Source organism: Endozoicomonas sp. ALE010, from assembly GCF_049310165.1.
GTDB lineage: Bacteria > Pseudomonadota > Gammaproteobacteria > Pseudomonadales > Endozoicomonadaceae > Endozoicomonas.
Genome location: NZ_JBLYNV010000004.1, coordinates 130,244 through 150,574, shown reverse-complemented (window position 1 = coordinate 150,574; position 20,331 = coordinate 130,244). Strand labels below are relative to the sequence as shown.

The following is a 20,331-nucleotide window of genomic DNA, read 5'->3' as shown; positions in this document are numbered from 1 at the left end:
GATAATTATTCTCATTAAAATAAATGAATCAATACGGGATCCGGACAGTGAACCAGTGGCAACAGAAGCTTCATCAAGGGAATGTTAATTTTCATCAATGCAAATGGCGATCAGCTGAAACAGCTTATCTGGACGCTGCCCGGATGCTGGAACATGAATGGTTCAAGGATCTGGATAACCCTCAGTTAATGATGGCGTGGATTGCTGCCATGCATAATCTGGCAGCCCTTTATGAAAATCAGAAGATCCCCCAGAAGGCCAGTGAATTTCTGGTCTTCCCCTACCGGCGGATTATCACGCTGATAAAGTCAGGAGGATTATCTGAGGCATTTAAGCCCCCGTTACTCAAGGCTCTGAAGTGTACTGTGATACCACTGCTGGAGTTTTCCACAAAGCATCGTATCTGTAAGTGCTGTCAACATTATCTCGATGAGGCCAAAGAGTGGCTAAGTCTGAGTTGGCCGGATCTGCAATACCTGCACAGAAACCAAAACCATATTGCTAACCAGTCTTCCCCCACAGACAGAACAATTCATTGAATCTAAAGGGGCGTTTTCGCCTTGCTTGTGGTCTGGTCACATGGCGAGAAAACGTCCCAAATGCTTTTCCAGCGTTACCAACGCCCTGTTGAACGCAGGCTAAACCACCTCTTTCAGCCGATACCACAACATCCCCAGGGCCAGTAACGGCGAACGGAAATAGCGCCCTCCGGGAAAAGTGATATGACGTATATTGGCAAACACATCAAACCGTTCTGCCTGGCCGGAAATAGCCTCTGCCAGTACCCTCCCCGCCAGATGGGTGGCATTGACCCCGTGGCCAGAATAGGCCTGGGCAAAGTAAATGTTTGCCCCTGATCGACCAATCTGTGGCATGCGATTGGCACCAATCCCAATCATGCCGCCCCACTGGTATTCAATAGCGACATTTTCCAGCTGAGGAAAGACCTGCAACATTTTCGGGCGGAGCGATGCGACAATATCTTTTGGATCCCGCCCGGAGTAATTGCACATACCACCAAACAACAGTCGTTTATCCGCAGAAAGGCGGAAGTAATCCAGGGCAAGGCTGACATCACAGATAGCCGTGTCTTGTGGTATCAGGCTTTGCCAGACCCTGTCCTCCAGTTGTTCTGTGGCAATGATATAACTGCCCGCAGGTAACACTTTTCCGCCAATCTTTGGTTCCAGGTTCCCCAGGTAGGCATTCCCTGCCAATACCAGGAACTGGCAGGTTACCGAACCTTTCGCCGTTTCAACCCCGGGCAGGTTACCCTTATGGATTTTCACCACCGGCGAATATTCGAACAACTGTACCCCTAATCCCTCAGCTACACGCGCCTCACCCAGACAGAGATTCAATGGGTGCAAATGCCCACTTCCCGAGTCGAGCATGCCGCCAATATACCGGTCAGTATTGATATATTGCTTGATATCATCCTGTGATAGCAGCCGCAGCTCATGGGCATAATGGCGTGCCTTCAGGGACTCATAATCTTCCGTAATCCCGGCCATCTGTTTTGGCTTGATCGCCGCATCCACATAGCCCATTTTCAAGTCACACTGAATGCCGTATTTCCGGACCCGCTCGCGCACCAGCTCAACAGCCTCAAACCCCATCCGATGGATTGCCTCGACCCCATCGGTACCGATCTGGTTGCGAAACTGCTCCGGCTCTTCCCCCATCCCCCGAATCAGCTGACCGCCATTTCGCCCGGTTGCCCCCCAACCGATTTTCCGTGCCTCCAGAACCGCAACGCGATAGCCACGCTCGGCCAGTTCCAGGGCTGTAGCGATGCCGGAGAACCCCCCACCAACCACACAGACATCGACGGTCAGGCTACCTTCCAGCACCGGATAATCTGTGGCAAAGTTCAGTGACGCGGCGTAGTAAGACTGCGCATGGGCTTCGGTATGTACAGGTGCCTTGAGTTTCATAAATCATTGCCTGTTCTTATATTTCAACGTTTTCAAGAGGCAGAATTTCAGCGAACCATTCCTCACGAACTATTCCCCAGGCCCCCTGATATATCAAGGGAATTTTCAGTCTGTGTCAGAGTCTAATTACCGAGTACTTATGATGAGCTTTTTTTATGACGCCCCCCAAGGAACCCGGCAAACAACATTTATCTTTCAACACAAACCCGCCCCGGGGAGCCGTTGCAGCAACAGCGCGTCCTGCGAAACACAATCAATATTCGGTAAAACCGGATGATGGAGTAGCGATCGCCGGAAAAATTACCGGAGAATCCATTGACCTTCCTCTACCTGCAAAGGCTCCGATCAATAAAAGAGCCAGTCGCCACTACTCCCCACCGATTGAAACCGAACAGGTGATAGTGCAGCTCTTGCGCCTGAAAGAACCGGTGAAAAGCAGAAAAATCAACGAAGGAGGGTCTTCTGTGGTAAAAAAAGTATCGGATGGACAACAAACCATCGCTGTGAAGCTGTTAAAAGATAAAACATTCTCAATAGAGCGGAGACTCATTCAGCAGAAAAACGGAGAGATATCAGGGCTGAATATTCCGGATCATCCGAATATTGTTAAAACTCTGGCGGTTTTAGTACAGCGAGAAGCTAACAATAAATATCGTTTGATCCAACACGGGGATCCTGATTTTTCCCTGGCTCTCTACAGGCCCCTGGCCTGCGTTCTCGAATATGTTGATGCCATTGACCTTTGTGAAAGCCTTGTAAATAAAAAAGTCGAACCTGGTTTCGACCTTGCAGTTGATGTTGGCAGAAAAATCTGTGCCGCATTAATGTGTATTCATGATCAGAATTTGGTGTATCGGGATATTAAGCCCGATAATATACTTTATGCCCCCCCAAAAGCCCCGGGGGAAGAAAGCATGGTAAAGCTAACCGATATGGGGCTCACCAAACACCTGAAAAAAGACGATTATACCAGAACCCTCTGTGGCACTGTTGACTATGTTGCCCCCGAGGTGTTCTCTGAAAGAAGATATAATCATACCGTAGATGCCTGGTCACTCGGGGTGCTTCTATTTGTTCTATCCACCGGATTGCGATTATATGACTCAAAGGATAAATCTAAGACTTATAAGGACATCATCCGTTTCAATGAAAAAAGTGAGGAACAAAAAAGGTCATATATGCTGACGCGATTCAGAGTTTTTCATCCTGAATTGTTGAACATCATGCTTTCGCTGTTTCGTAAACCGAGCCAGCGAATGGCATTGTCAGAAGCGAAAGCAGCATTGGACCAGTTAGCAGGCTTAAAGCAGTGAAATCCAGGTAGATTTCAACTCCGTGTATTTATCAAAGGCATGGAGCGACTTATCCCGACCATTACCGGACTGCTTGAAGCCACCAAAAGGCACCGTCATATCTCCACCATGGTAGTTATTGATGAACACTGAACCCGCCCTGAGTCGCCTGGCTACCCGATGCGCTTTGTCAAGATTACCGGTCCAGAACGCTGCCGCAAGGCCGTAGTCGCTGTCATTGGCAATGCGGATTGCCTCCTCCTTATCATGGAAGGAAATAACCGACAGCACCGGCCCAAAGATCTCTTCACGGGCAATGGTCATCTGATTATCAACCTGGTCAAACACCGTGGGTTCGATAAGTAGTTGGCCAAATGGAATCGTATATTTCTGGCTAAGTGGGCAGTTGCTATGCAAGGCGCAACGTAGGGAGCATAGCCGTAGCTATGTGACCGGAGTTGCAACGCCGCAGAGTGACTGCCCACTTAGCTAGAAATATACGATTCCATTTGGCCAACTACTTAGCCTGCCATTGCCCGCGCGTTCTGGTCGCCATAACCGCTCCCGTTGTTATTGTTTGAGGGCATTTGTTGATAAAAGCACATTAACGAAATGCAGTACTTGATTCAATACAGATTGTTTGAAATATTGTGCACAATGTTTGCAATCATGTGCGCCACTGATACCACTGGCGTCAGCAAACCAGGGCTCAATAATAACAAAGGTAAGGGATATGACTGATCTGCCCCTGAGTAAGCCCACAGCAACTGCCCGCCAACATACCATGAACAGAAAAGCCAGCTCACTGGACGCGCTCTGAATGCCCTTCACAGCAAACCGCCAGTTCAGGCAACAGTCCCGCATGCTCACCAGTGCAGAAGGCATGTACTATCAGGACGACAAAGGTCGTCTGATTCTGGATGGCTGCGCCGGTCTATGGTGTGTTAACGCCGGTCATGGACGTCAGGAGATATCTGACGCTGTCGCCCGTCAGGTGGCAAAAATGGACTACGCGCCACCCTTTCAAATGGGGCACCCCCTGGCATTCGAGTTTGCAGAACGTCTGGCGGACATTGCCCCCGGCAACCTGAACCACGTGTTCTTTACCAACTCAGGCTCAGAGTCTGTAGAGACTGCCCTGAAAATTGCCCTGGGCTATCATCGCATCAGGGGTGAAGGTACACGACAGAGACTGGTTGGTCGTGAGCGTGGTTACCACGGTGTGAATTTTGGTGGCATTTCTGTCGGGGGGATCGGCAATAATCGCACAATGTTCGGTAAACTAACTGAAAAAACGTGTGATCAAATATTGAAAGCAGACATGTCCCAGATAGACACCCACGATCCCTGTAACACCTGACAGTACAGGGGGTGCAGGGATCGGCAAGCGGAAGTAGCTGAAGAGCATACCTACGGCAAAACCAGTGGCTGTAGCAATAAGGGCTTCGTTCATCAGGTGACACCAGAAGAAACTGCAGGAAAATCTTATATTAGTCCATGAAAACAGCCCCTGAAGTCTGATTCAGGGAAACGAAGCTTAAACAACATAATAAGGTGGATTATGAAAACCGATACCCGGCCACTGATCGGTGTCACAGCAGACACGGCAATGGATGGTCTGCACCGTGTACATCAGGCTGGAGAAAAGTATCTCACCTCTGTTGTTCATGCTGCCAATGCCCTCCCTGTTATCATCCCTTCTTTGCCTGTTCCCCTGGATAGTCAGGACATTCTTGCACAGCTTGACGGCCTGCTGGTTACTGGTGCTTATTCGAATATTGAACCCCGGCGCTATGGTAGTGCACCGGCTAACTCCGATGTTTCAAAAGAAAGCGCACACCATGATAGCCAGAGAGATAACACAACTCTGCAACTTATCCCTGATGCCATAGCCCTGGGTATTCCTTTATTAGGCATTTGCCGAAGCCTGTCGTACAAGGCATTACCAACGATTACCTCGTCATCACTAAGAACATAACCATAAGCAAAGATACTATGAAAAAGCTGGCCAGCTGGTTAAAAGCGCAGAGAATCACCGAGGTCGAAGCGGTCATATCCGACTTTACCGGTATCGCCCGTGGCAAGATTATGCCCAGTAGCAAGTTTATTGCCGAAAAAGGCATACGACTGCCGGAAAGTTTGCTGATTCAGGGAGTGACCGGAGATTACGTCGAAGATGAAATCTACTATGAGCTGATGAATGCCGCTGAGATCGATATGATTCTCAAACCCGATGAGTCCGCTGTCCATATGGTACCCTGGGCACTGGAGCCAACGGCGCTGGTTATCCATGACTGTTACGATAAGCAGGGTAACCTGATCAGCATGGCACCAAGGGCAGTGCTGAAAAACGTTCTGGCGCTTTATGAAGCCAAAGGCTGGAAGCCCGTCGTGGCACCTGAACTGGAATTTTACCTGACCAAACGCACCGCTAATCCGGACCACCCGTTGCAGCCGCCGGTTGGCCGATCCGGGCGTCCTGAGTCTGGCCGCCAATCCTATAGCATTGACGCTGCCAATGAATATGACCCTCTCTTTGAAGATGTTTACAACTGGTGTGAACAGCAGGGGCTGGATGTAGATACCCTGATTCACGAAGAAGGTGCAGCCCAGATGGAAATCAACTTCCGTCACGGTGATGCGCTGTCCCTGGCAGACCAGGTATTTATATTTAAACGCACGGTACGGGAAGCGGCATTAAAACATGAGATTAATGCCACTTTTATGGCCAAGCCCATCAGTGGTGAACCGGGCAGCTCCATGCACCTGCACCAGAGTATCCTGGATAAACAGGGAAACAACATTTTCAGCAACGAAGATGACTCCCCCAGCAAGATGATTTACCACTATATTGGCGGGCTTCAGCAGTATGTATCGGAAGCCATGCCACTTTTTGCGCCGAACGTAAACTCCTACCGTCGTTTTCTCAGGGATACCTCTGCGCCGGTGAATCTGGCCTGGGGTATTGATAACCGGACTGTCAGCCTGAGAATTCCTGACTCATCTCCTGCCAACCGCCGTGTTGAAAACAGACTGGCAGGGGCGGACGCCAACCCATACCTCGCCTTTGCGGCATCACTGCTTTGTGGTTACCTTGGCATGATTAATGCCGCAGAACCAACACAAGCCGTTACCGGAAATGCCTCTGATGATTCTAACGACAAAAGACTTCCACTTAATCTTGAGGAAGCCCTTGAGCTGATGGAACAGAGTGAAATTCTCAAAAAGACCCTGGGAAGACGCTTTGTTCGTTCCTATGTTGAAGTGAAGCGCACTGAATACCAGAACTTCAAAGGGATTATCAGCTCCTGGGAGCGTGAATACCTGCAGATGACTGTTTAAAAAAATAATAAAATTCTTGATGGCATGGCCGGGCTCTGGTGCGTCAATATTGGCTATGGACGACAGGAGCTGATTGCCGCAGTCTGTCAGCAGATGAAAGAGCTGCCTTACTACAACACCTTCTTTAAAACCACCCATAACCCGTGGTGTCGGCATGGTTGCGGCACTGGAAATGACCAATAACAGGGAAGCAAGAACCCGTTTTGATGATGAAGGCACAGCAGGCACCGTCTGCCGTAATTTCTGCTTCAAAAATGGTCTGGTGATGCGCGCAGTGGGCGATACCATGATCATCTCACCACCACTGATCATCAGCCATGCCGAGATTGATGAATTGGTGACCAAAGCCCGTAAATGCCTTGATTTAACCCTGGAGTACTTGAACGACAGAAAACAATAATTCATCCGGGTTGTTATAACCCGGGTATTTTTTAATCAACCTTGCCAAAGACACCATTGCCAACTTTGAGCAAGAGACCGGTATCCAGGTTCGCTATGACGTGTTTGACAGTAATGAAGTACTGGAAGCCAAGCTCCTGTCAGGAAATACCGGCTACGATATTGTCGTGCCCTCTTCCGATTTTATGGCCAGGCAGATCAAAGCCGGTGTGTTCAAACCGTTGGATAAAACCAGACTGTCTGAATGGAAACACCTTGATACGGAACTGATGGCCCTGCTGGAGACATACGACGAAGGCAATAAACATTCCATCCCTTACCTGTGGGGAACCACGGGCATTGGCTATAACCCTGAGCTGGTCAAAAAATATCTTGGCGAAGAGGCCCCTGTCGACAGCTGGGACCTGGTGTTTGAGGAGAAGTACATCAGCAAGCTGAACAAGTGCGGTGTTGCGTTTCTGAATGCGCCAACAGAAATCATGCCTGCTGCCCTGCGCTACCTTGGGCTTGATCCTAACTCAGTGAACAAGGGTGATTATCAGAAAGCGGAAGCGCTGCTGATGAAGGTTCGCCCTCATGTCACCTACTTCCACTCTTCCCGCTACATTTCTGATCTGGCCAACGGAGATATCTGTGTGGCAATAGGCTGGTCCGGCGACGTGCTGCAGGCCAGTGACCGTGCCGATGAAGCCGACAATGGTGTCGTTGTTGAATACACCATTCCCAAGGAAGGTGCAGGCATGTGGTTTGATATGCTGGCCATTCCCAAAGATGCGAAAAATATTGATGAAGCCTATGCCTTCCTGAACTATCTTCTGAAGCCGGAAGTGATTGCTGACATCAGTAACTACGTGGCCTATGCCAGCCCGAATAAGAGTTCTTTTGCCCTGGTTGACCAGGATATCCGTGAAAATCCCGGTATTTACCCGACCGCAGAAGCCAAAAAGAATCTCTACGTTTTTGCTGTGCTGCCACCCAAAGTGGATCGCATTATTAACCGGTCGTTCACCAAAGTCACTACCGGACAGTAAACGTCACCACTGGCTCCTGCGGGACAGGGAGCCAGTCTCTTGCTTCCCTGTGGGTCTGTTCAAACATCATGGAGAACTTCAGGGAAGCTTCAAGGAGAACCTGCTTTGGATGTAGGAACACGGTTAAAAACCGTTCGAATTATGCATAACCTCTCCCAGCGAGAGCTGGCAAAACGTGCCGGTGTTACCAACAGCACCATTTCCATGATTGAAAAAAACAGTGTCAGCCCATCGGTCAGCTCCCTGAAAAAAGTACTCGATGGCATTCCCATGTCGCTGGTGACGTTTTTCTCTGTGGAGATGGATGAGTACGGCTACGAGCCAGTCGTCTATCGTTCAGAAGAACTTCCTGCGATGATCATGGACCAGATACAGATCAAAATCATTGGTCAGCACAAGGCGAACCGTGCCATGGCCTTTATGGATGAAAATTACCCGCCGGGTTCCGATACCGGTGAGGAGATGCTCTGCCATGAAGGTGAAGAAGCCGGCATCATCATTGAAGGTCAGCTTGAGCTTACCGTGGGTCTAGATGTCTATCTGCTGAACCCCGGTGACAGCTATTATTTCGACAGCAACCGCCCTCACCGCTTCTGCAATCCGAGTAATGACAAAAAGTGTCGTTTGATCAGCTGTACAACTCCCGGTAATTTTTAATGCCTTCCGGTGAAGGCGCTATCCGGTCAGGCCCTTGCTTTAAAAAAATAACTATATTGCTTTCCAGAGAGATCGGTAAACCTGTGGAGCCCATGCCATGGGCATACTTGCATGGATGTATTGGACATATCCTCTGAGGTCATCAAATGCAAATTGCAACATCTACCTTGCCAAATGTCTTCCCTTCCCAGGTCACTTCTTCACACTCCCGGGAAACCACAAAAGCATCAGGTATCACCGTCAGCCACGGGCAGACGAGTGCCAGTTGCCGTCATGGCCCAGCTCAAAAGCCTGAGCACAGGGCGATTTCTGACTACAGGGTAAGGCAGCTTGCCGGTAGTGCCTTACAGGCCGGAATGGGACTGATGCGTAGTGTAGCGGGTTATGCATTTAATCAGGTAATGACCTCACCTTATATTGATGGTGTTGCACCAGGGCTTAAAACACTGCTCAGCTTTGCTGTTTTTTATCATCAACTGCAACCGGCCGGGGCGAAATGTCCTTCTGACGAATTCAGCTGTGACAACGGTAAATGTATTTATATCAGTGATCTGTGCGATGGGCATGATGATTGTTTTGATAATACGGATGAGCGGAAAGATGTATGCACTAAGGACAAATGTGAAAAGTTGGGGCGGTTTATCTGCAACAGCGCAAAGTGCATTGATACCAAGGGGGTCTGTAACGGGAGAGATAGTGGGTATGGTCATTTAGATTGTGGCGATGGTTCCGATGAGGGGGCGAAAACATGCACTCAGGATAGATGTGAGAAGTTAGGGCGTAGTTTCCTCTGCCACAACAGTTCAAAATGTATCTCTACCGAAAGAGTGTGCAATGGACATAATAGTTGTAATACTCTGAATGTTACGGATAATTCTGATGAAGGGCCGGATTTATGCACACAGGACCAATGTGAGAAGCTAGGGCGTAGTATCCTCTGCAACTACGAAGACAAACCAACATGTATCTCTCGCAGGATGCAGTGCGATGGATATATTGATTGTGGTGATGGTTCCGATGAGGGCGCGGATTTTTGCACTCAGGCCAGATGTGAAGAGTTAGGGCGTAGCTTTCTCTGCAAAAACAAAAGGTGCATTGAGCCCAAGTATGTCTGTAACAAGGATGACTGTAACTTGGTTAAATCTTATTGGTATGATAATTGTGATGATAATTCCGATGAGGGGGCGGATTTATGCACACAGGCCAAATGTGAAGAGTTAGGGCGTGATTTCCGCTGCGACAGCAGCAAATGTATTCCTCGGGATAAAGTGTGCGATGGGAATTTCGATTGTTGTGATTTCTCGGATGAGCGGGCAGATTTATGCCATACTGTTGCCCCCCCTGCTTATGGCTGGCTTGCTTTACCCGCTGTTTTGACAATAGCCGCCTATGGAGTCTGTACCTATAAAAGTTATAAGACTCTCAGGCAGGCAAATCCGGACTCATCAACAACACCTTTATTGTTGAACGCACTAAGTAATCCATTGCAATTCCGGCAGTCTCATCATCAACCCGCAGCTACAGCGGAGCCTTCGACGGGGTCCGCGAACAACAATAATCCGGTGGTACAACTGGAGCAACAGAACGTTTGACGGCATAAATCATGTGCCCAACCAGCTGTGGCTGATTAGCCGCAGTGGACGGTCAATGACAAAGGTCAAATTCATAGCCAGAGGCTGTGCAGGAGAACAATAGTGTATGAAATTACCAGTCAATAGTTGCATCTTTGTTTTCCCTGGGCACAGTCAGCTTTCCTGCACTCTACTTCATCATTAAAGTACAAAGGCGACGTTAACCCAACAGTATTGACCTGATAAAAATCAACTACAATTCGATACAGGATTCATCAATGAATTAACCATCCAAGGTTTCTCTGCATCTCAGTGCCCTGAATTTGAGCCAGAACAGTTCATCCAATGCCGGGGGCACTGATATTTTACCCTTGCAGTATGATTCAGAAGCGGGTGTGACCAATGCTCCAGCATTAGAAACTATCGGGCTGGCTTCTAAAGGAACTCATATTACAGGCCCTTTATTACTGGATAGAACGGCTTCTATTTCATCATCTGGTGATGTTTCCCTGCTATCCAGTGGCTTTCGGAAAAGATGGCAAGTCAATGAAGAGAACCATTCCCCAAAAGAGCCCCATTCCCCACCCTTTGAAATATTACAGCAGGCGCATAAAATCCAATTTACCTTGGCAAATGAGCCTGGTAAATGTTTGTCCATCCAGCATTTAACTAACCACACAGGGCTATCAATACCAGAGGCTGAAAAAGAGATTAACAGCTTTTAAAAAAAACTGGAGAGCGCCCAATATCACTGGAATTATGCAAAATCAAACATTGAACGTTTAGCTAACGACCACCATCATATATTCAATACTTTACACACCGTTGAAGCCAATAGAAATCTGGCAGAAAGAAGCGCTGTAAGATTTGAAAAAAAGCATGACAAGATTGAATCCATTCTGAAACATATCAGCAGGGAAGAAAACAAAGCGATTATCACCGAAAAACTTTGTGAGCAGCTCAAGAAGCCAAAACATGACGTTGAAATTCTTTTTCAGCGTTTTATCTGCGAAGCGGAAAAACCGAAATCAGTACTTCATGGGGTGCTAACAGGTCTGTGTCTTTTCAGTGCTTTTGGCAGATACAGCAGTTTTATTCTCGATAAACAATCTACAGCCAGTGACATTATTGTGACGTTGATCGGGTCTTTCAGTACTGCTGCATTGACATTAGATGCTGTGTCAGCCGCTCCTGACAGCTGGGAAGAGTATTCAGCAAAACTTTCCCGGGCACAGGAAACCTTCAATAAATGTTATTTCCCCGCATTATTCCTGGCCACGGCCAGCGACATGGCAAGGGTTGGCATTGCTGCCCATAAAGAATTTGGACTGACTATTGCCATTTTGGGTACTGCCTCAGAAGGTATTACCATGCTGGCCATTGGCTGTGAAGCGCTCAATCTTCTCTACAAAGCCGGGGAAATAATAGGCAAGGCAGAGCGTTGTCATCTTGCTGCTGAGAATATTTTGGCCGCTGACCTTGTTCAAACCGCTGCCATTGCGTCTCCAGTTTCGGCCTATGCCTTACCACTGGGTGTTGAACAATGGACCAATGATCCCCCGGAACTCATTCCGCCAGAATCATGGGCCTTTTCTTACGGGGCCCAGGCAGCAAAAATTTTCATAATGTCGCCTCACGCACTGGTTAATACGATTATTGAAACTTATATGACGGCGACATTTTTAGTGTCAATTAAAAAGGTAATATTTGAAACTGCACGTTTAACGTCTGTTTTTTGTAAGAAAAAAGCGGGCCAACAAACACAACTAACCGATTCAGAAAAACGTATCTCTGATAAGATCGATAAAATTCTGACCACGCTTGGCTCTGTACCAGACTCCAGAGTTGGCAAAGTCGCCCTGGCTAAAGCACTCCTGGGCCTGGCATGCAGCTTAACCGTTGGCAGTTTTGCGCTTTACAATGCCTTTATCTACCAAATGGGCCTCACCCGGGAAAGGGCTGATACATTCAGAGTGATGCCTAACGAAACTCGCTTTAACGGCACTGTGCATCCGGGTGTGTCGCCTGATCCACTGGATGGATTAGCAAGATGGGCTGACAGAGATGCCACTGTCAATGAATTTTCGGTCGGGACAACCATGACAGCCCAGTTTATGGAAGCCTTCAGTCTGGTCAAGGCGGCGGGGATGGTTTTTGGCGTTGGTAAGGCACTGTATCAGAGATGCCGTGGCACTCAGCCTATGACTCCGAGCCAGCTGCGCACTGCACTGGAAGCGTCTTCTGAAGAAAAACTGGATGAAATTTTAGCCATTTTTCAACAACAGGGCTCACTGTCCAAAAAATTAGTAGAATATAAAATTTCAACGGTTTGACCAGCTAAGCCTTTACCTTCCTGTAAGGGGAAGGGTTATGCTGCATCAGTCAGTGACAGAATGGCAACAGGAGCATAACCCATGACCGTCATAGAAACCGAACTGCGATTGAGTGGTCTGCGCTGTGCCGGCTGTGTTGGCAAGGTAGAAAAGGCCCTGCTTGCGGTGACCGGCGTTACTGCCGCCAGTGTTAATCTTGCCGACCGCACTGCACGGGTTGCCGGAACCGCCTCTTCAGAATCGTTAGTGAGCGCAGTAGAAAGTGTTGGCTTTGTCGCTGAGCTTGCTTCGGGAGTTCAAACCTCGGCAATGGTTGCCATCGCAGCCATGAACTGTGCCTCCTGCGTTGGCAAAATTGAAAAATCACTGCAGGGCATCGATGGGGTTCAGGGAACCGTTAATCTGGCGGATAAAACCGTTCTGCTGGAAAGTACCGACGGTACGGATCTTCATATAGAGATCCATAGCGTGCTTTCTGCGCTGGAACAGGCGGGGTTCCCCGGCACGGTTCTTAACTTTGCAGAGGGTTCATTCGAGCAACAACAGGTTCAGCAGGAAGCAGAAGACAGGCGACGTTATCGCTATCTGCTGAAACATACCGCCATCGCCCTGGGCCTCGGGATACCACTGATGATCTGGGGCATGGTCACCGGCGAGATGGGCGTCAACAGCCCTCAGGAGCAGATTGCCTGGGGTGTGGTTGGCGTTGTTACCGGACTGATTCTGTATTTCTCCGGTGGGCACTTCTTCACAGGGCTATGCCAGTCCCTGAAACATCGCAATGCCAATATGGACACTCTGGTGGCACTGGGCACCGGTGCCGCCTGGCTGTTTTCCATGATTGTTGTACTGTTCCCGGATTGGCTGCCCGACAGTGCCCGGCATGTCTATTTTGAAGCTTCCGCCATGATTATCGGCCTGATCAACCTGGGCCAGGCGCTGGAACTCAGAGCCAGGGGCAAAACCAGTGAAGCGGTAAAACGACTGCTTGGGCTTCAGGCCAGGACAGCGCGGGTGATTCGTGCTGGCAAAGAGCTGGATATCCCTGTGCAGCAAGTGCGTAAAGGCGACACACTGCGGGTACGCCCCGGAGAGAAGATTCCGGTGGATGGCAGCATTGTGGATGGCATGAGCTTTGTGGATGAATCCATGCTGACCGGTGAGCCTGTCCCTGTAGAAAAGCAGGCGGGTGATGCCATTAGCGCCGGCACCCTGAATAAAAATGGCTCACTGTTGTTTACTGCTGAAAAAGTGGGCAGTGAAACAGCACTCGCCCAGATTATCGCCCTGGTAAAAAAAGCCCAGAGTGCCAAGATGCCGATCGCCCGACTGGCCGATAAAATTTCCAGCATCTTTGTTCCTGCCGTTATCCTGATTGCACTGCTGGCGGCAGCTGTCTGGTTTTTTGCAGGACCTGAGCCCAGGGTTGCCCATACGCTGGTGGTCACCACCACGGTGCTGATCATTGCCTGCCCCTGCGCACTGGGCCTTGCCACGCCCATGTCAGTTATGGTGGGAGTGGGTAAAGCTGCGGAGCTGGGCATTTTGATTCGTAAAGGTGACGCGTTGCAGCAGGCCAGTAAACTGACGACACTGGTTCTGGATAAAACGGGCACCATCACCGAAGGTCGCCCCACCGTAACTGAGATTGTCAGCCTGGAGCCATACACCGAAGTCGAACTGTTAACCCTGGCAGCCAGCCTGGAACAGGGCTCTGAACACCCTCTTGCTGAAGCAATTGTGGCATCCGCCCAGTCAAGGCAGATAGCACTGAAAGCCGTTGAAAGTTTTCAGGCCATTCCCGGTCATGGCGTCTCTGGCAACGTCGATGGTCAGGTAGTGTTGCTGGGTAATAAAAAATTGATGACCGACAATGGCTGCAACATCGAAAGCCTGGTCGATAAAGCGGAACAACTGGCAGAACAGGGGCAAACCCCGATGTTTATGGCGATTAATGACTGTCTGGCCGGGATCATCTCCGTTTCAGACCCAATCCGGGCCGACTCACAGGCAGCCATCAAACGGCTTCATAAACTGGGTATTACCGTGGTTATGCTCACCGGAGATAACCGGTTAACAGCACAGGCCATCGCCAGACAGGCGGGCATCGATGAGTTCCATGCCGAAGTTCTGCCTGAAGATAAAGCCGGGCATGTGAAAGAAATACAGCGTCTTCTATCCGGGCGCGGTCATAAAGTGGGTATGGCGGGTGATGGCATCAACGATGCCCCGGCCCTGGCCCAGTCCGATGTTGGCTTTGCCATTGGCACCGGGACCGATGTTGCCATTGAATCGGCGGATGTGACCCTGATGGGCGCGTCTCTTCACGGTGTCGCAGATGCTATTGAACTCTCAAGAGCAACACTGAGAAATATCAAACAGAACCTGTTTGGTGCCTTTATCTACAACTCATTAGGCATACCCATTGCCGCGGGCATCCTGTTCCCGTTTACCGGTATGCTGCTCAATCCGGTTATCGCCGGTGGTGCCATGGCACTGTCGTCGGTAACCGTGGTGTCCAATGCCAATCGGTTAAGGTGGTTCAAACCATCAACGAATAAACATCAATTGTCATAAAATCATGCGACTGGCAGTGTCAGGGTAACCTCCAGCCCACCCTCCGGATGGTTACGAAGTCTGAGGCTGCCACCATGAATCCGCGCCAGGTGGCGAGCGGTGATCAGCCCAAGACCGTTACCATCCGGGTTCTTCTGACAGCCGTAGTCCAGCCGGAAATAAGGTTTAAAAATCGTTTCTTCCATCCCCTCTGGAATACCGGGCCCATGATCACGGACAGTAATGATGACCTGATCGGCTACCCGCTCAATATAAACATTGGCCGGTGCCCCATAAACAATCGCATTGCCAATCAGGTTCTCCAGACACCGTTTAAGCGCCAGCGGTTTGCCGGTGATGTTATAACGCCCGTCACCTTCAGGATGATTCAGGAACGGTGTATGCAGCCAGGCTCTCTGCCCGACTGATTGGGCTGCCAGTGTCATGTCATTCAGCATTCTTTCCAGATCAACCACCCGGGGGTTTTCATGGATATCGGTATTGCTGACCACCTGCAGGGCCGACTTGACCATGATTTCCAGGTGTTCCAGGTCATGGATAAACGGCTCCCGCTGGGCGTCATCATCCAGCATTTCGGCTCGCAGGCGCAGTCGGGTAATCGGCGTTTTCAGGTCATGGGAAATCCCCGAGAACAACTGTTTCCGGTCATTCATATAATGGCGGATATTCTGCTGCATCTGGTTAAAAGCCCGGGCCGTTCTTTCATACTCCAGACAACCCCGTTCAGGAATGGCCACAGGCTCCAGATCCCGCCCAAAATCGTTTGCTGCTTTGGATAACGCCGCAAAAGGACGAACCATAAAATAGATAGCCATGGTCGCAAATACCAGCAGCACCAGCATCCAGATCAAATAGGAAGTTTGCAAAGGTGCCGGGGAGGAGTCATCAGCCGAGAGAATGGATGAGTCTGGCATCAGGGTTGCCAGGTATAGCCACTCACTGTTTTCAAGTTGAACCTGTATTACCAGAACCGGAAGATCCAGAGGCTCAACCAATAACGTTTCCCGGCCCCAGTTATCGGGCAGATCCTGCAGCAGCGTTTGATTATCAAACACCTTCAGCGTTTCCGGTCGGGAAAAAGCCACCTCGACCCGACCACTGATATGATTGGCGTTTTTAAGTACTGCCTTAAAGACATTCACCACCGTTTGATGGGCCAATGAGTTCTCATAAGGCACCAGTTTAATAAACTCCGGATTCAGGGTGATGAAGTAACGGGCTCCTCCCATGTAACGCAGTTTGTTGATAGCGGCCTTACGGAGTGAGGCAGGCAATGTCACAAAATATTCAGTGGTAGCCGACATACGCAGCGCCACACTGGTTGATACTCTGGCAAGCGCTTCCTGCCGGTCACTCTCGGTTTCCCGCTCCCAGAGATGATTCACCAGAAGCTGAGAGGTGAACACCAGGGCAAACATCACCATCAGGAAACGGCCGGCCAGCGTCCTTGGTGAGCACTCATGAAACTGGTGTTTGAGGATTTGCCAATACTCTTTTATGACGCCGCTCATCCTTACGCTCACGAAAGAACAGGCACAGTGGCATCATGAGAAAATCGAACCTCGGTGGCCATCAGGTATCCGGCACCTCGCACGGTTTTGATGATCGCCGGTGACCTGGCATCATCACCCAGACACTGGCGGAGACGGCTGATATGGACATCAATAAAACGGTCCAGTGGATCTGAACCGCGTTTGCGGGTTTCGCCAGCAATATACTCACGACTCAACACCCTGCCGGCATTGTTCACAAAGAGCATCAACAGATTGTAATCAGCACCAGAGAGCGGCAGGGGTTCCCCTTCCGTATCAGACAATGACCGGGTAACCATATCCAGGCGAAGGCCATGAAAACAGCAAAACCGTGAAGGCGGCAGCACCTCAGCGGTCTGCTCACTGCGCCGGAAAATGGCTTTAATTCGGGCCAGTAGCTCCCTCGGGTTAAAGGGTTTGGCAAGGTAATCGTCTGCCCCGATTTCCAGACCAACAATACGGTCCATTTCATCGGATACGGCAGTGAGCATGATCACAGGGACTTTGGTAAAGGTTCTCAACTGCCGACAGACATCAAAGCCATCAATACCCGGCATCATGATATCCAGCACCACCAGCGCATTCCGGGTTTCTTCCACGGACAGTGATTGGAACCGTTCCAGAAAAGACTCACCATCCGGTGATGTTTCTACAGCAAAACCATGCTTTGTCAGGTATTCAGCCAGTAACTGCCGAATGCCATCATCATCATCCACCACAAAAATCCGGTGCGATGCCCTCATCGTTCCCCCTAACCATATAATGACCACGTCGTCAGTCAGGATTATCCCAATCAGCGCTGAGCAAAACTATTGATCCCTGACAATATGAACGTCGATCGACTTATCTTTTTATGATCACTTTTTTAAGACTTTGTTACATTTCGTTGAGCTGCCTTACCCTAACAGTAAGCACTGTTTGATACCATCAAAGCACACAGAAATTCACCGAAGGACAACCATGAAAAAAGTCACAGCGCTGGCTGCCATGATGGCAGCGATAACCATTGGCAGTGCCGCTCAGGCCAGCACGACCCTTGGCGTTACCGTTTACAAATACGACGATAACTTTATGGCAAGCGTTCGCCGGGCTATCGAAGCAGAAGCCGACAAGGTTGACGGTGTTCGACTGCTGATGAACGACTCGCAGAACGATCAGTCCAAGCAGAATGACCAGGTTGACATTATGCTGGCCAGAGGGGTGGATGCTCTGGCGATTAATCTGGTGGACCCTGCTGCCGCTCCGGTCATCATTCAAAAAGCCAAGTACGATGATGTTCCCATTGTCTTCTACAACAAAGAGCCCTCCGCTGAAGCCCTGGCCAGTTATAAGCATGCTTACTACGTTGGCACTGACTCCAAGGAATCGGGCATTATCCAGGGAGAACTGATTGCTGAGCACTGGGCCAGAAACTCAGCCTGGGATCTGAACGGTGATGGCAAGATCCAGTATGTATTACTGAAAGGTGAGCCCGGCCACCCGGACGCAGAAGCAAGAACGTCCTATGTCATCTCTACCCTGAATGACCGGGGCTACCCGACGGCAGAACTCCATATGGATACCGCCATGTGGGATACCGCCATGGCAAAAGACAAGGTTGATGCCTGGATCTCTGGCCCGAATGCCGACAAAATTGAAGTGGTTATCGCCAACAATGATGCCATGGCCATGGGCGCTATCGAGTCCCTGAAAGCTGCCGGTAAATCCGCCATTCCCGTGTTTGGCGTTGATGCCCTGACAGAAGCACTGGCACTGATTAAAGGCGGGCAGATGCAGGGAACCGTACTGAACGACGCCAATAACCAGGCCAAAGCTGCTTTTCAGTTAGCCAATAACCTGGCCAATGGCAAAGCCGCAGGTGAAGGCACCAACTGGAATATCGAAAATAAAATCGTTCGCGTACCTTACGTGGGTGTCGATAAAGACGACTTGTGACAGGCAGGTTTAGGTCTGACTAACCTCTCGTTCCCACGCAGGAGCATGGGAACGAGAGGAAACCAGGCCAAATCTTTCAACTCCGTTTCTCATTCAAAAGAGCAGCCTCCCGGGCATTTCCGGTGCCCTTGCCGGGTGCTCTTTATCTCTGAAAAGTCAGAATGCTATGGATACCAGCAACCATTTGATTAACGATAGTGAATGGCTTCTGGAAATGACCGACATCAGCAAATCATTTCCCGGAGTAAAAGCCCTGGACCGGGTTAATCTAAAAGTGCGTCCTCACTCCGTCCATGCCCTGATGGGGGAAAATGGTGCCGGTAAATCAACACTCTTAAAATGTCTTTTCGGTATTTATGAAAAAGACGAAGGCAGTATTTATTTTCAAGGCAAGGCCACTGAATTTACCTCATCAAAGGAAGCACTCACTCACGGTGTTTCCATGGTGCATCAGGAGCTGAACCAGGTATTGCAATCCAGCGTGATGGACAATGTCTGGTTGGGTCGTTACCCAAAGAAACATGGTTTTATTGATCACAAAACCATGTACGACGAAACCAAAAAGATCTTTGACGAGCTGGATATTGATGTTGATCCAAAAGATAAGGTGGCGGATCTGTCTGTTTCCAAACGACAGATGGTGGAAATTGCCAAGGCATTTTCCTACAACGCCAAAATTGTCATTATGGATGAACCGACTTCGTCCCTTTCAGAAAAAGAAGTCCGCCACCTGTTTACCATCATTAATAAATTAAAAGAGCGTGGCTGCGGTATTGTCTACATCTCTCATAAGATGGAAGAAATTTTTTCTATCTGCGACGACATTACCATACTTCGGGATGGTCAATGGGTGACTACCCGGCCACTGGCAGGTCTGGATATGGACCAGATCATCAGCCTGATGGTGGGGCGGGAACTGACCCAGCGATTCCCTCAGCGGGATCACCAGCCGAAAGAAGTGATCCTTCAGGTTGAGCATTTGACCGCCAAAAACCAGCCCTCCATACAGGATGTCAGCTTTGAACTCCGTAAAGGGGAAATTCTCGGTATCGCCGGTCTGGTGGGTGCCCGTCGTAGCGATGTCGTGGAAACCATTTTTGGTATTCGCGATAAAAGCGCGGGCGTTATCAAGCTGCATGGAAAGACACTGGACAATAAGGATGCATACCAGGCCATCCAGAATGGCTTCTCTCTGGTCACCGAAGAGCGACGTGCGACGGGTATCTACGCCACACTCGATATCACCTTTAACGCTCTGATTGCCAATATTGAAAAGTACAAACAACGTTTTGGCTTATTAAGTAATCAGACCATGGGGGCGGATACTCAGTGGGTCATTGATGCAATGAAGGTAAAAACACCCGGTCATAAAACGCACATCGGCTCACTCTCCGGCGGTAACCAACAGAAAGTGGTCATTGGCCGCTGGCTTCTGACCCAACCGGAAATCCTGATGCTGGATGAACCGACCCGGGGGATTGATGTGGGTGCCAAGTTTGAAATCTATCAGCTGATTCTGGACCTGGCCAAAAAGGATAAAGGCATCATTATGATTTCATCAGAAATGCCTGAGTTGCTGGGTGTCACCGACCGCATCATGGTAATGAGTAATGGTCGGGTTGCCGGCATTGTCAATACCCGGGAAACCACGCAGCACGAAATTCTTGAACTGGCTGCACGCTATCTATAACGCATTTTTTATTTACTGAAACGAACAAGGGGAGA

Annotated in this window: 20 protein-coding genes; 15 read left to right on the top strand and 5 right to left on the bottom strand. The window is 49.6% G+C overall.

From position 1 onward, the window contains the following. The first annotated feature begins 47 nt into the window (after window positions 1-47). Window positions 48-539, top strand: a complete 492-nt coding sequence (locus ACO6UY_RS03640) for a hypothetical protein (protein WP_422459325.1) — start codon at window positions 48-50, stop codon at window positions 537-539. 99 nt (window positions 540-638) lie between these two features. Here ACO6UY_RS03640 and ACO6UY_RS03635 read toward each other — a convergent pair whose 3' ends face one another. Beyond that, on the bottom strand, window positions 639-1,937 hold the full coding sequence (locus ACO6UY_RS03635) for an NAD(P)/FAD-dependent oxidoreductase (protein ID WP_422489082.1): 1,299 nt from the start codon (window positions 1,935-1,937) through the stop codon (window positions 639-641). Between the two features lie 155 nt (window positions 1,938-2,092). Between ACO6UY_RS03635 and ACO6UY_RS03630 the strand changes: the two genes are divergently transcribed. Next, window positions 2,093-3,250, top strand: coding sequence for a protein kinase domain-containing protein (locus tag ACO6UY_RS03630; RefSeq protein WP_422489080.1), 1,158 nt, complete (start codon window positions 2,093-2,095; stop codon window positions 3,248-3,250). Here ACO6UY_RS03630 and ACO6UY_RS03625 read toward each other — a convergent pair. After that, window positions 3,239-3,646, bottom strand: a complete 408-nt coding sequence (locus tag ACO6UY_RS03625) for an aldehyde dehydrogenase family protein (protein WP_422459319.1) — start codon at window positions 3,644-3,646, stop codon at window positions 3,239-3,241. The two genes, ACO6UY_RS03630 and ACO6UY_RS03625, sit on opposite strands and share 12 nt — an antisense overlap. Window positions 3,647-4,049: 403 nt before the next feature. Between ACO6UY_RS03625 and ACO6UY_RS03620 the strand changes: the two genes are divergently transcribed. Next, window positions 4,050-4,589: an aminotransferase class III-fold pyridoxal phosphate-dependent enzyme gene (locus ACO6UY_RS03620; RefSeq protein ID WP_422489078.1), complete on the top strand. Its 540-nt coding sequence runs from the start codon at window positions 4,050-4,052 to the stop codon at window positions 4,587-4,589. Here ACO6UY_RS03620 and ACO6UY_RS03615 read toward each other — a convergent pair. Further along, a complete protein-coding gene (locus ACO6UY_RS03615; RefSeq protein ID WP_422449295.1) occupies window positions 4,512-4,682 on the bottom strand; it encodes a XapX domain-containing protein in 171 nt (56 codons plus the stop codon). The genes ACO6UY_RS03620 and ACO6UY_RS03615 overlap by 78 nt on opposite strands. Before the next feature lie 108 nt (window positions 4,683-4,790). Here ACO6UY_RS03615 and ACO6UY_RS03610 point away from each other — a divergent pair, with 108 nt between their 5' ends. The 10 genes from ACO6UY_RS03610 to ACO6UY_RS03565 all read left to right on the top strand — a co-directional run bounded on the left by ACO6UY_RS03610 (window position 4,791) and on the right by ACO6UY_RS03565 (window position 15,139). Then, the gene (locus ACO6UY_RS03610; RefSeq protein ID WP_422459317.1) at window positions 4,791-5,207 is read left to right on the top strand and encodes a gamma-glutamyl-gamma-aminobutyrate hydrolase family protein; all 417 of its coding nucleotides are present in this window, start codon (window positions 4,791-4,793) and stop codon (window positions 5,205-5,207) included. A gap of 17 nt (window positions 5,208-5,224) precedes the next feature. Continuing rightward, window positions 5,225-6,571 (top strand): glutamine synthetase family protein, encoded by a 1,347-nt coding sequence (locus ACO6UY_RS03605; RefSeq protein WP_422459313.1) that lies wholly within the window; start codon window positions 5,225-5,227, stop codon window positions 6,569-6,571. 24 nt (window positions 6,572-6,595) lie between these two features. After that, window positions 6,596-6,754, top strand: a complete 159-nt coding sequence (locus tag ACO6UY_RS03600) for a hypothetical protein (protein ID WP_422449301.1) — start codon at window positions 6,596-6,598, stop codon at window positions 6,752-6,754. Next, on the top strand, window positions 6,726-6,971 hold the full coding sequence (locus ACO6UY_RS03595; RefSeq protein ID WP_422449303.1) for a hypothetical protein: 246 nt from the start codon (window positions 6,726-6,728) through the stop codon (window positions 6,969-6,971). Before ACO6UY_RS03600 ends, ACO6UY_RS03595 begins: the two co-directional genes overlap by 29 nt. A 34-nt stretch (window positions 6,972-7,005) precedes the next feature. Continuing rightward, a complete protein-coding gene (locus tag ACO6UY_RS03590; RefSeq protein ID WP_422459428.1) occupies window positions 7,006-8,001 on the top strand; it encodes an extracellular solute-binding protein in 996 nt (331 codons plus the stop codon). 105 nt (window positions 8,002-8,106) lie between these two features. Next, a complete protein-coding gene (locus ACO6UY_RS03585) occupies window positions 8,107-8,658 on the top strand; it encodes a cupin domain-containing protein (protein ID WP_422449305.1) in 552 nt (183 codons plus the stop codon). 146 nt (window positions 8,659-8,804) lie between these two features. After that, the gene (locus tag ACO6UY_RS03580) at window positions 8,805-10,250 is read left to right on the top strand and encodes a hypothetical protein (protein WP_422449307.1); all 1,446 of its coding nucleotides are present in this window, start codon (window positions 8,805-8,807) and stop codon (window positions 10,248-10,250) included. 350 nt (window positions 10,251-10,600) lie between these two features. Continuing rightward, window positions 10,601-10,954 (top strand): hypothetical protein, encoded by a 354-nt coding sequence (locus ACO6UY_RS03575; RefSeq protein ID WP_422489076.1) that lies wholly within the window; start codon window positions 10,601-10,603, stop codon window positions 10,952-10,954. A gap of 453 nt (window positions 10,955-11,407) precedes the next feature. Then, window positions 11,408-12,562, top strand: a complete 1,155-nt coding sequence (locus ACO6UY_RS03570; RefSeq protein WP_422489074.1) for a hypothetical protein — start codon at window positions 11,408-11,410, stop codon at window positions 12,560-12,562. 81 nt (window positions 12,563-12,643) lie between these two features. Then, window positions 12,644-15,139, top strand: coding sequence for a heavy metal translocating P-type ATPase (locus ACO6UY_RS03565; RefSeq protein WP_422449313.1), 2,496 nt, complete (start codon window positions 12,644-12,646; stop codon window positions 15,137-15,139). Window positions 15,140-15,141: 2 nt separating this feature from the next. Here ACO6UY_RS03565 and ACO6UY_RS03560 read toward each other — a convergent pair whose 3' ends face one another. After that, window positions 15,142-16,650 carry an ATP-binding protein gene (locus tag ACO6UY_RS03560; RefSeq protein ID WP_422467432.1) on the bottom strand — a complete coding sequence of 503 codons (1,509 nt, stop codon included), beginning with the start codon at window positions 16,648-16,650 and terminating at the stop codon, window positions 15,142-15,144. An 8-nt stretch (window positions 16,651-16,658) separates the two neighbouring features. Continuing rightward, window positions 16,659-17,414, bottom strand: a complete 756-nt coding sequence (locus ACO6UY_RS03555; RefSeq protein WP_422459304.1) for a response regulator — start codon at window positions 17,412-17,414, stop codon at window positions 16,659-16,661. Window positions 17,415-17,631: 217 nt separating this feature from the next. Here ACO6UY_RS03555 and mglB point away from each other — a divergent pair, with 217 nt between their 5' ends. Together mglB and mglA are read left to right on the top strand one after the other, a co-directional pair. Continuing rightward, window positions 17,632-18,606 (top strand): galactose/glucose ABC transporter substrate-binding protein MglB, encoded by a 975-nt coding sequence (gene mglB / locus ACO6UY_RS03550; RefSeq protein WP_422489073.1) that lies wholly within the window; start codon window positions 17,632-17,634, stop codon window positions 18,604-18,606. 166 nt (window positions 18,607-18,772) lie between these two features. Beyond that, window positions 18,773-20,296 carry a galactose/methyl galactoside ABC transporter ATP-binding protein MglA gene (mglA, locus tag ACO6UY_RS03545; protein ID WP_422459300.1) on the top strand — a complete coding sequence of 508 codons (1,524 nt, stop codon included), beginning with the start codon at window positions 18,773-18,775 and terminating at the stop codon, window positions 20,294-20,296. Window positions 20,297-20,331: the final 35 nt, after the last annotated feature.

Excerpts from the sequence above, each read along its gene's own strand:
- ACO6UY_RS03635 (WP_422489082.1), bottom strand. The coding sequence starts at position 1,937 with ATGAAACTCAAGGCACCTGTACATACCGAAGCCCATGCGCAGTCTTAC.
- ACO6UY_RS03630 (WP_422489080.1), top strand. The coding sequence starts at position 2,093 with ATGACGCCCCCCAAGGAACCCGGCAAACAACATTTATCTTTCAACACA.
- ACO6UY_RS03620 (WP_422489078.1), top strand. The coding sequence starts at position 4,050 with ATGCCCTTCACAGCAAACCGCCAGTTCAGGCAACAGTCCCGCATGCTC.
- ACO6UY_RS03615 (WP_422449295.1), bottom strand. The coding sequence starts at position 4,682 with ATGAACGAAGCCCTTATTGCTACAGCCACTGGTTTTGCCGTAGGTATG.
- ACO6UY_RS03610 (WP_422459317.1), top strand. The coding sequence starts at position 4,791 with ATGAAAACCGATACCCGGCCACTGATCGGTGTCACAGCAGACACGGCA.
- ACO6UY_RS03605 (WP_422459313.1), top strand. The coding sequence starts at position 5,225 with ATGAAAAAGCTGGCCAGCTGGTTAAAAGCGCAGAGAATCACCGAGGTC.
- ACO6UY_RS03600 (WP_422449301.1), top strand. The coding sequence starts at position 6,596 with ATGGCCGGGCTCTGGTGCGTCAATATTGGCTATGGACGACAGGAGCTG.
- ACO6UY_RS03595 (WP_422449303.1), top strand. The coding sequence starts at position 6,726 with ATGGTTGCGGCACTGGAAATGACCAATAACAGGGAAGCAAGAACCCGT.
- ACO6UY_RS03580 (WP_422449307.1), top strand. The coding sequence starts at position 8,805 with ATGCAAATTGCAACATCTACCTTGCCAAATGTCTTCCCTTCCCAGGTC.
- ACO6UY_RS03565 (WP_422449313.1), top strand. The coding sequence starts at position 12,644 with ATGACCGTCATAGAAACCGAACTGCGATTGAGTGGTCTGCGCTGTGCC.
- ACO6UY_RS03560 (WP_422467432.1), bottom strand. The coding sequence starts at position 16,650 with ATGAGCGGCGTCATAAAAGAGTATTGGCAAATCCTCAAACACCAGTTT.
- ACO6UY_RS03555 (WP_422459304.1), bottom strand. The coding sequence starts at position 17,414 with ATGAGGGCATCGCACCGGATTTTTGTGGTGGATGATGATGATGGCATT.
- mglB (WP_422489073.1), top strand. The coding sequence starts at position 17,632 with ATGAAAAAAGTCACAGCGCTGGCTGCCATGATGGCAGCGATAACCATT.
- mglA (WP_422459300.1), top strand. The coding sequence starts at position 18,773 with ATGGATACCAGCAACCATTTGATTAACGATAGTGAATGGCTTCTGGAA.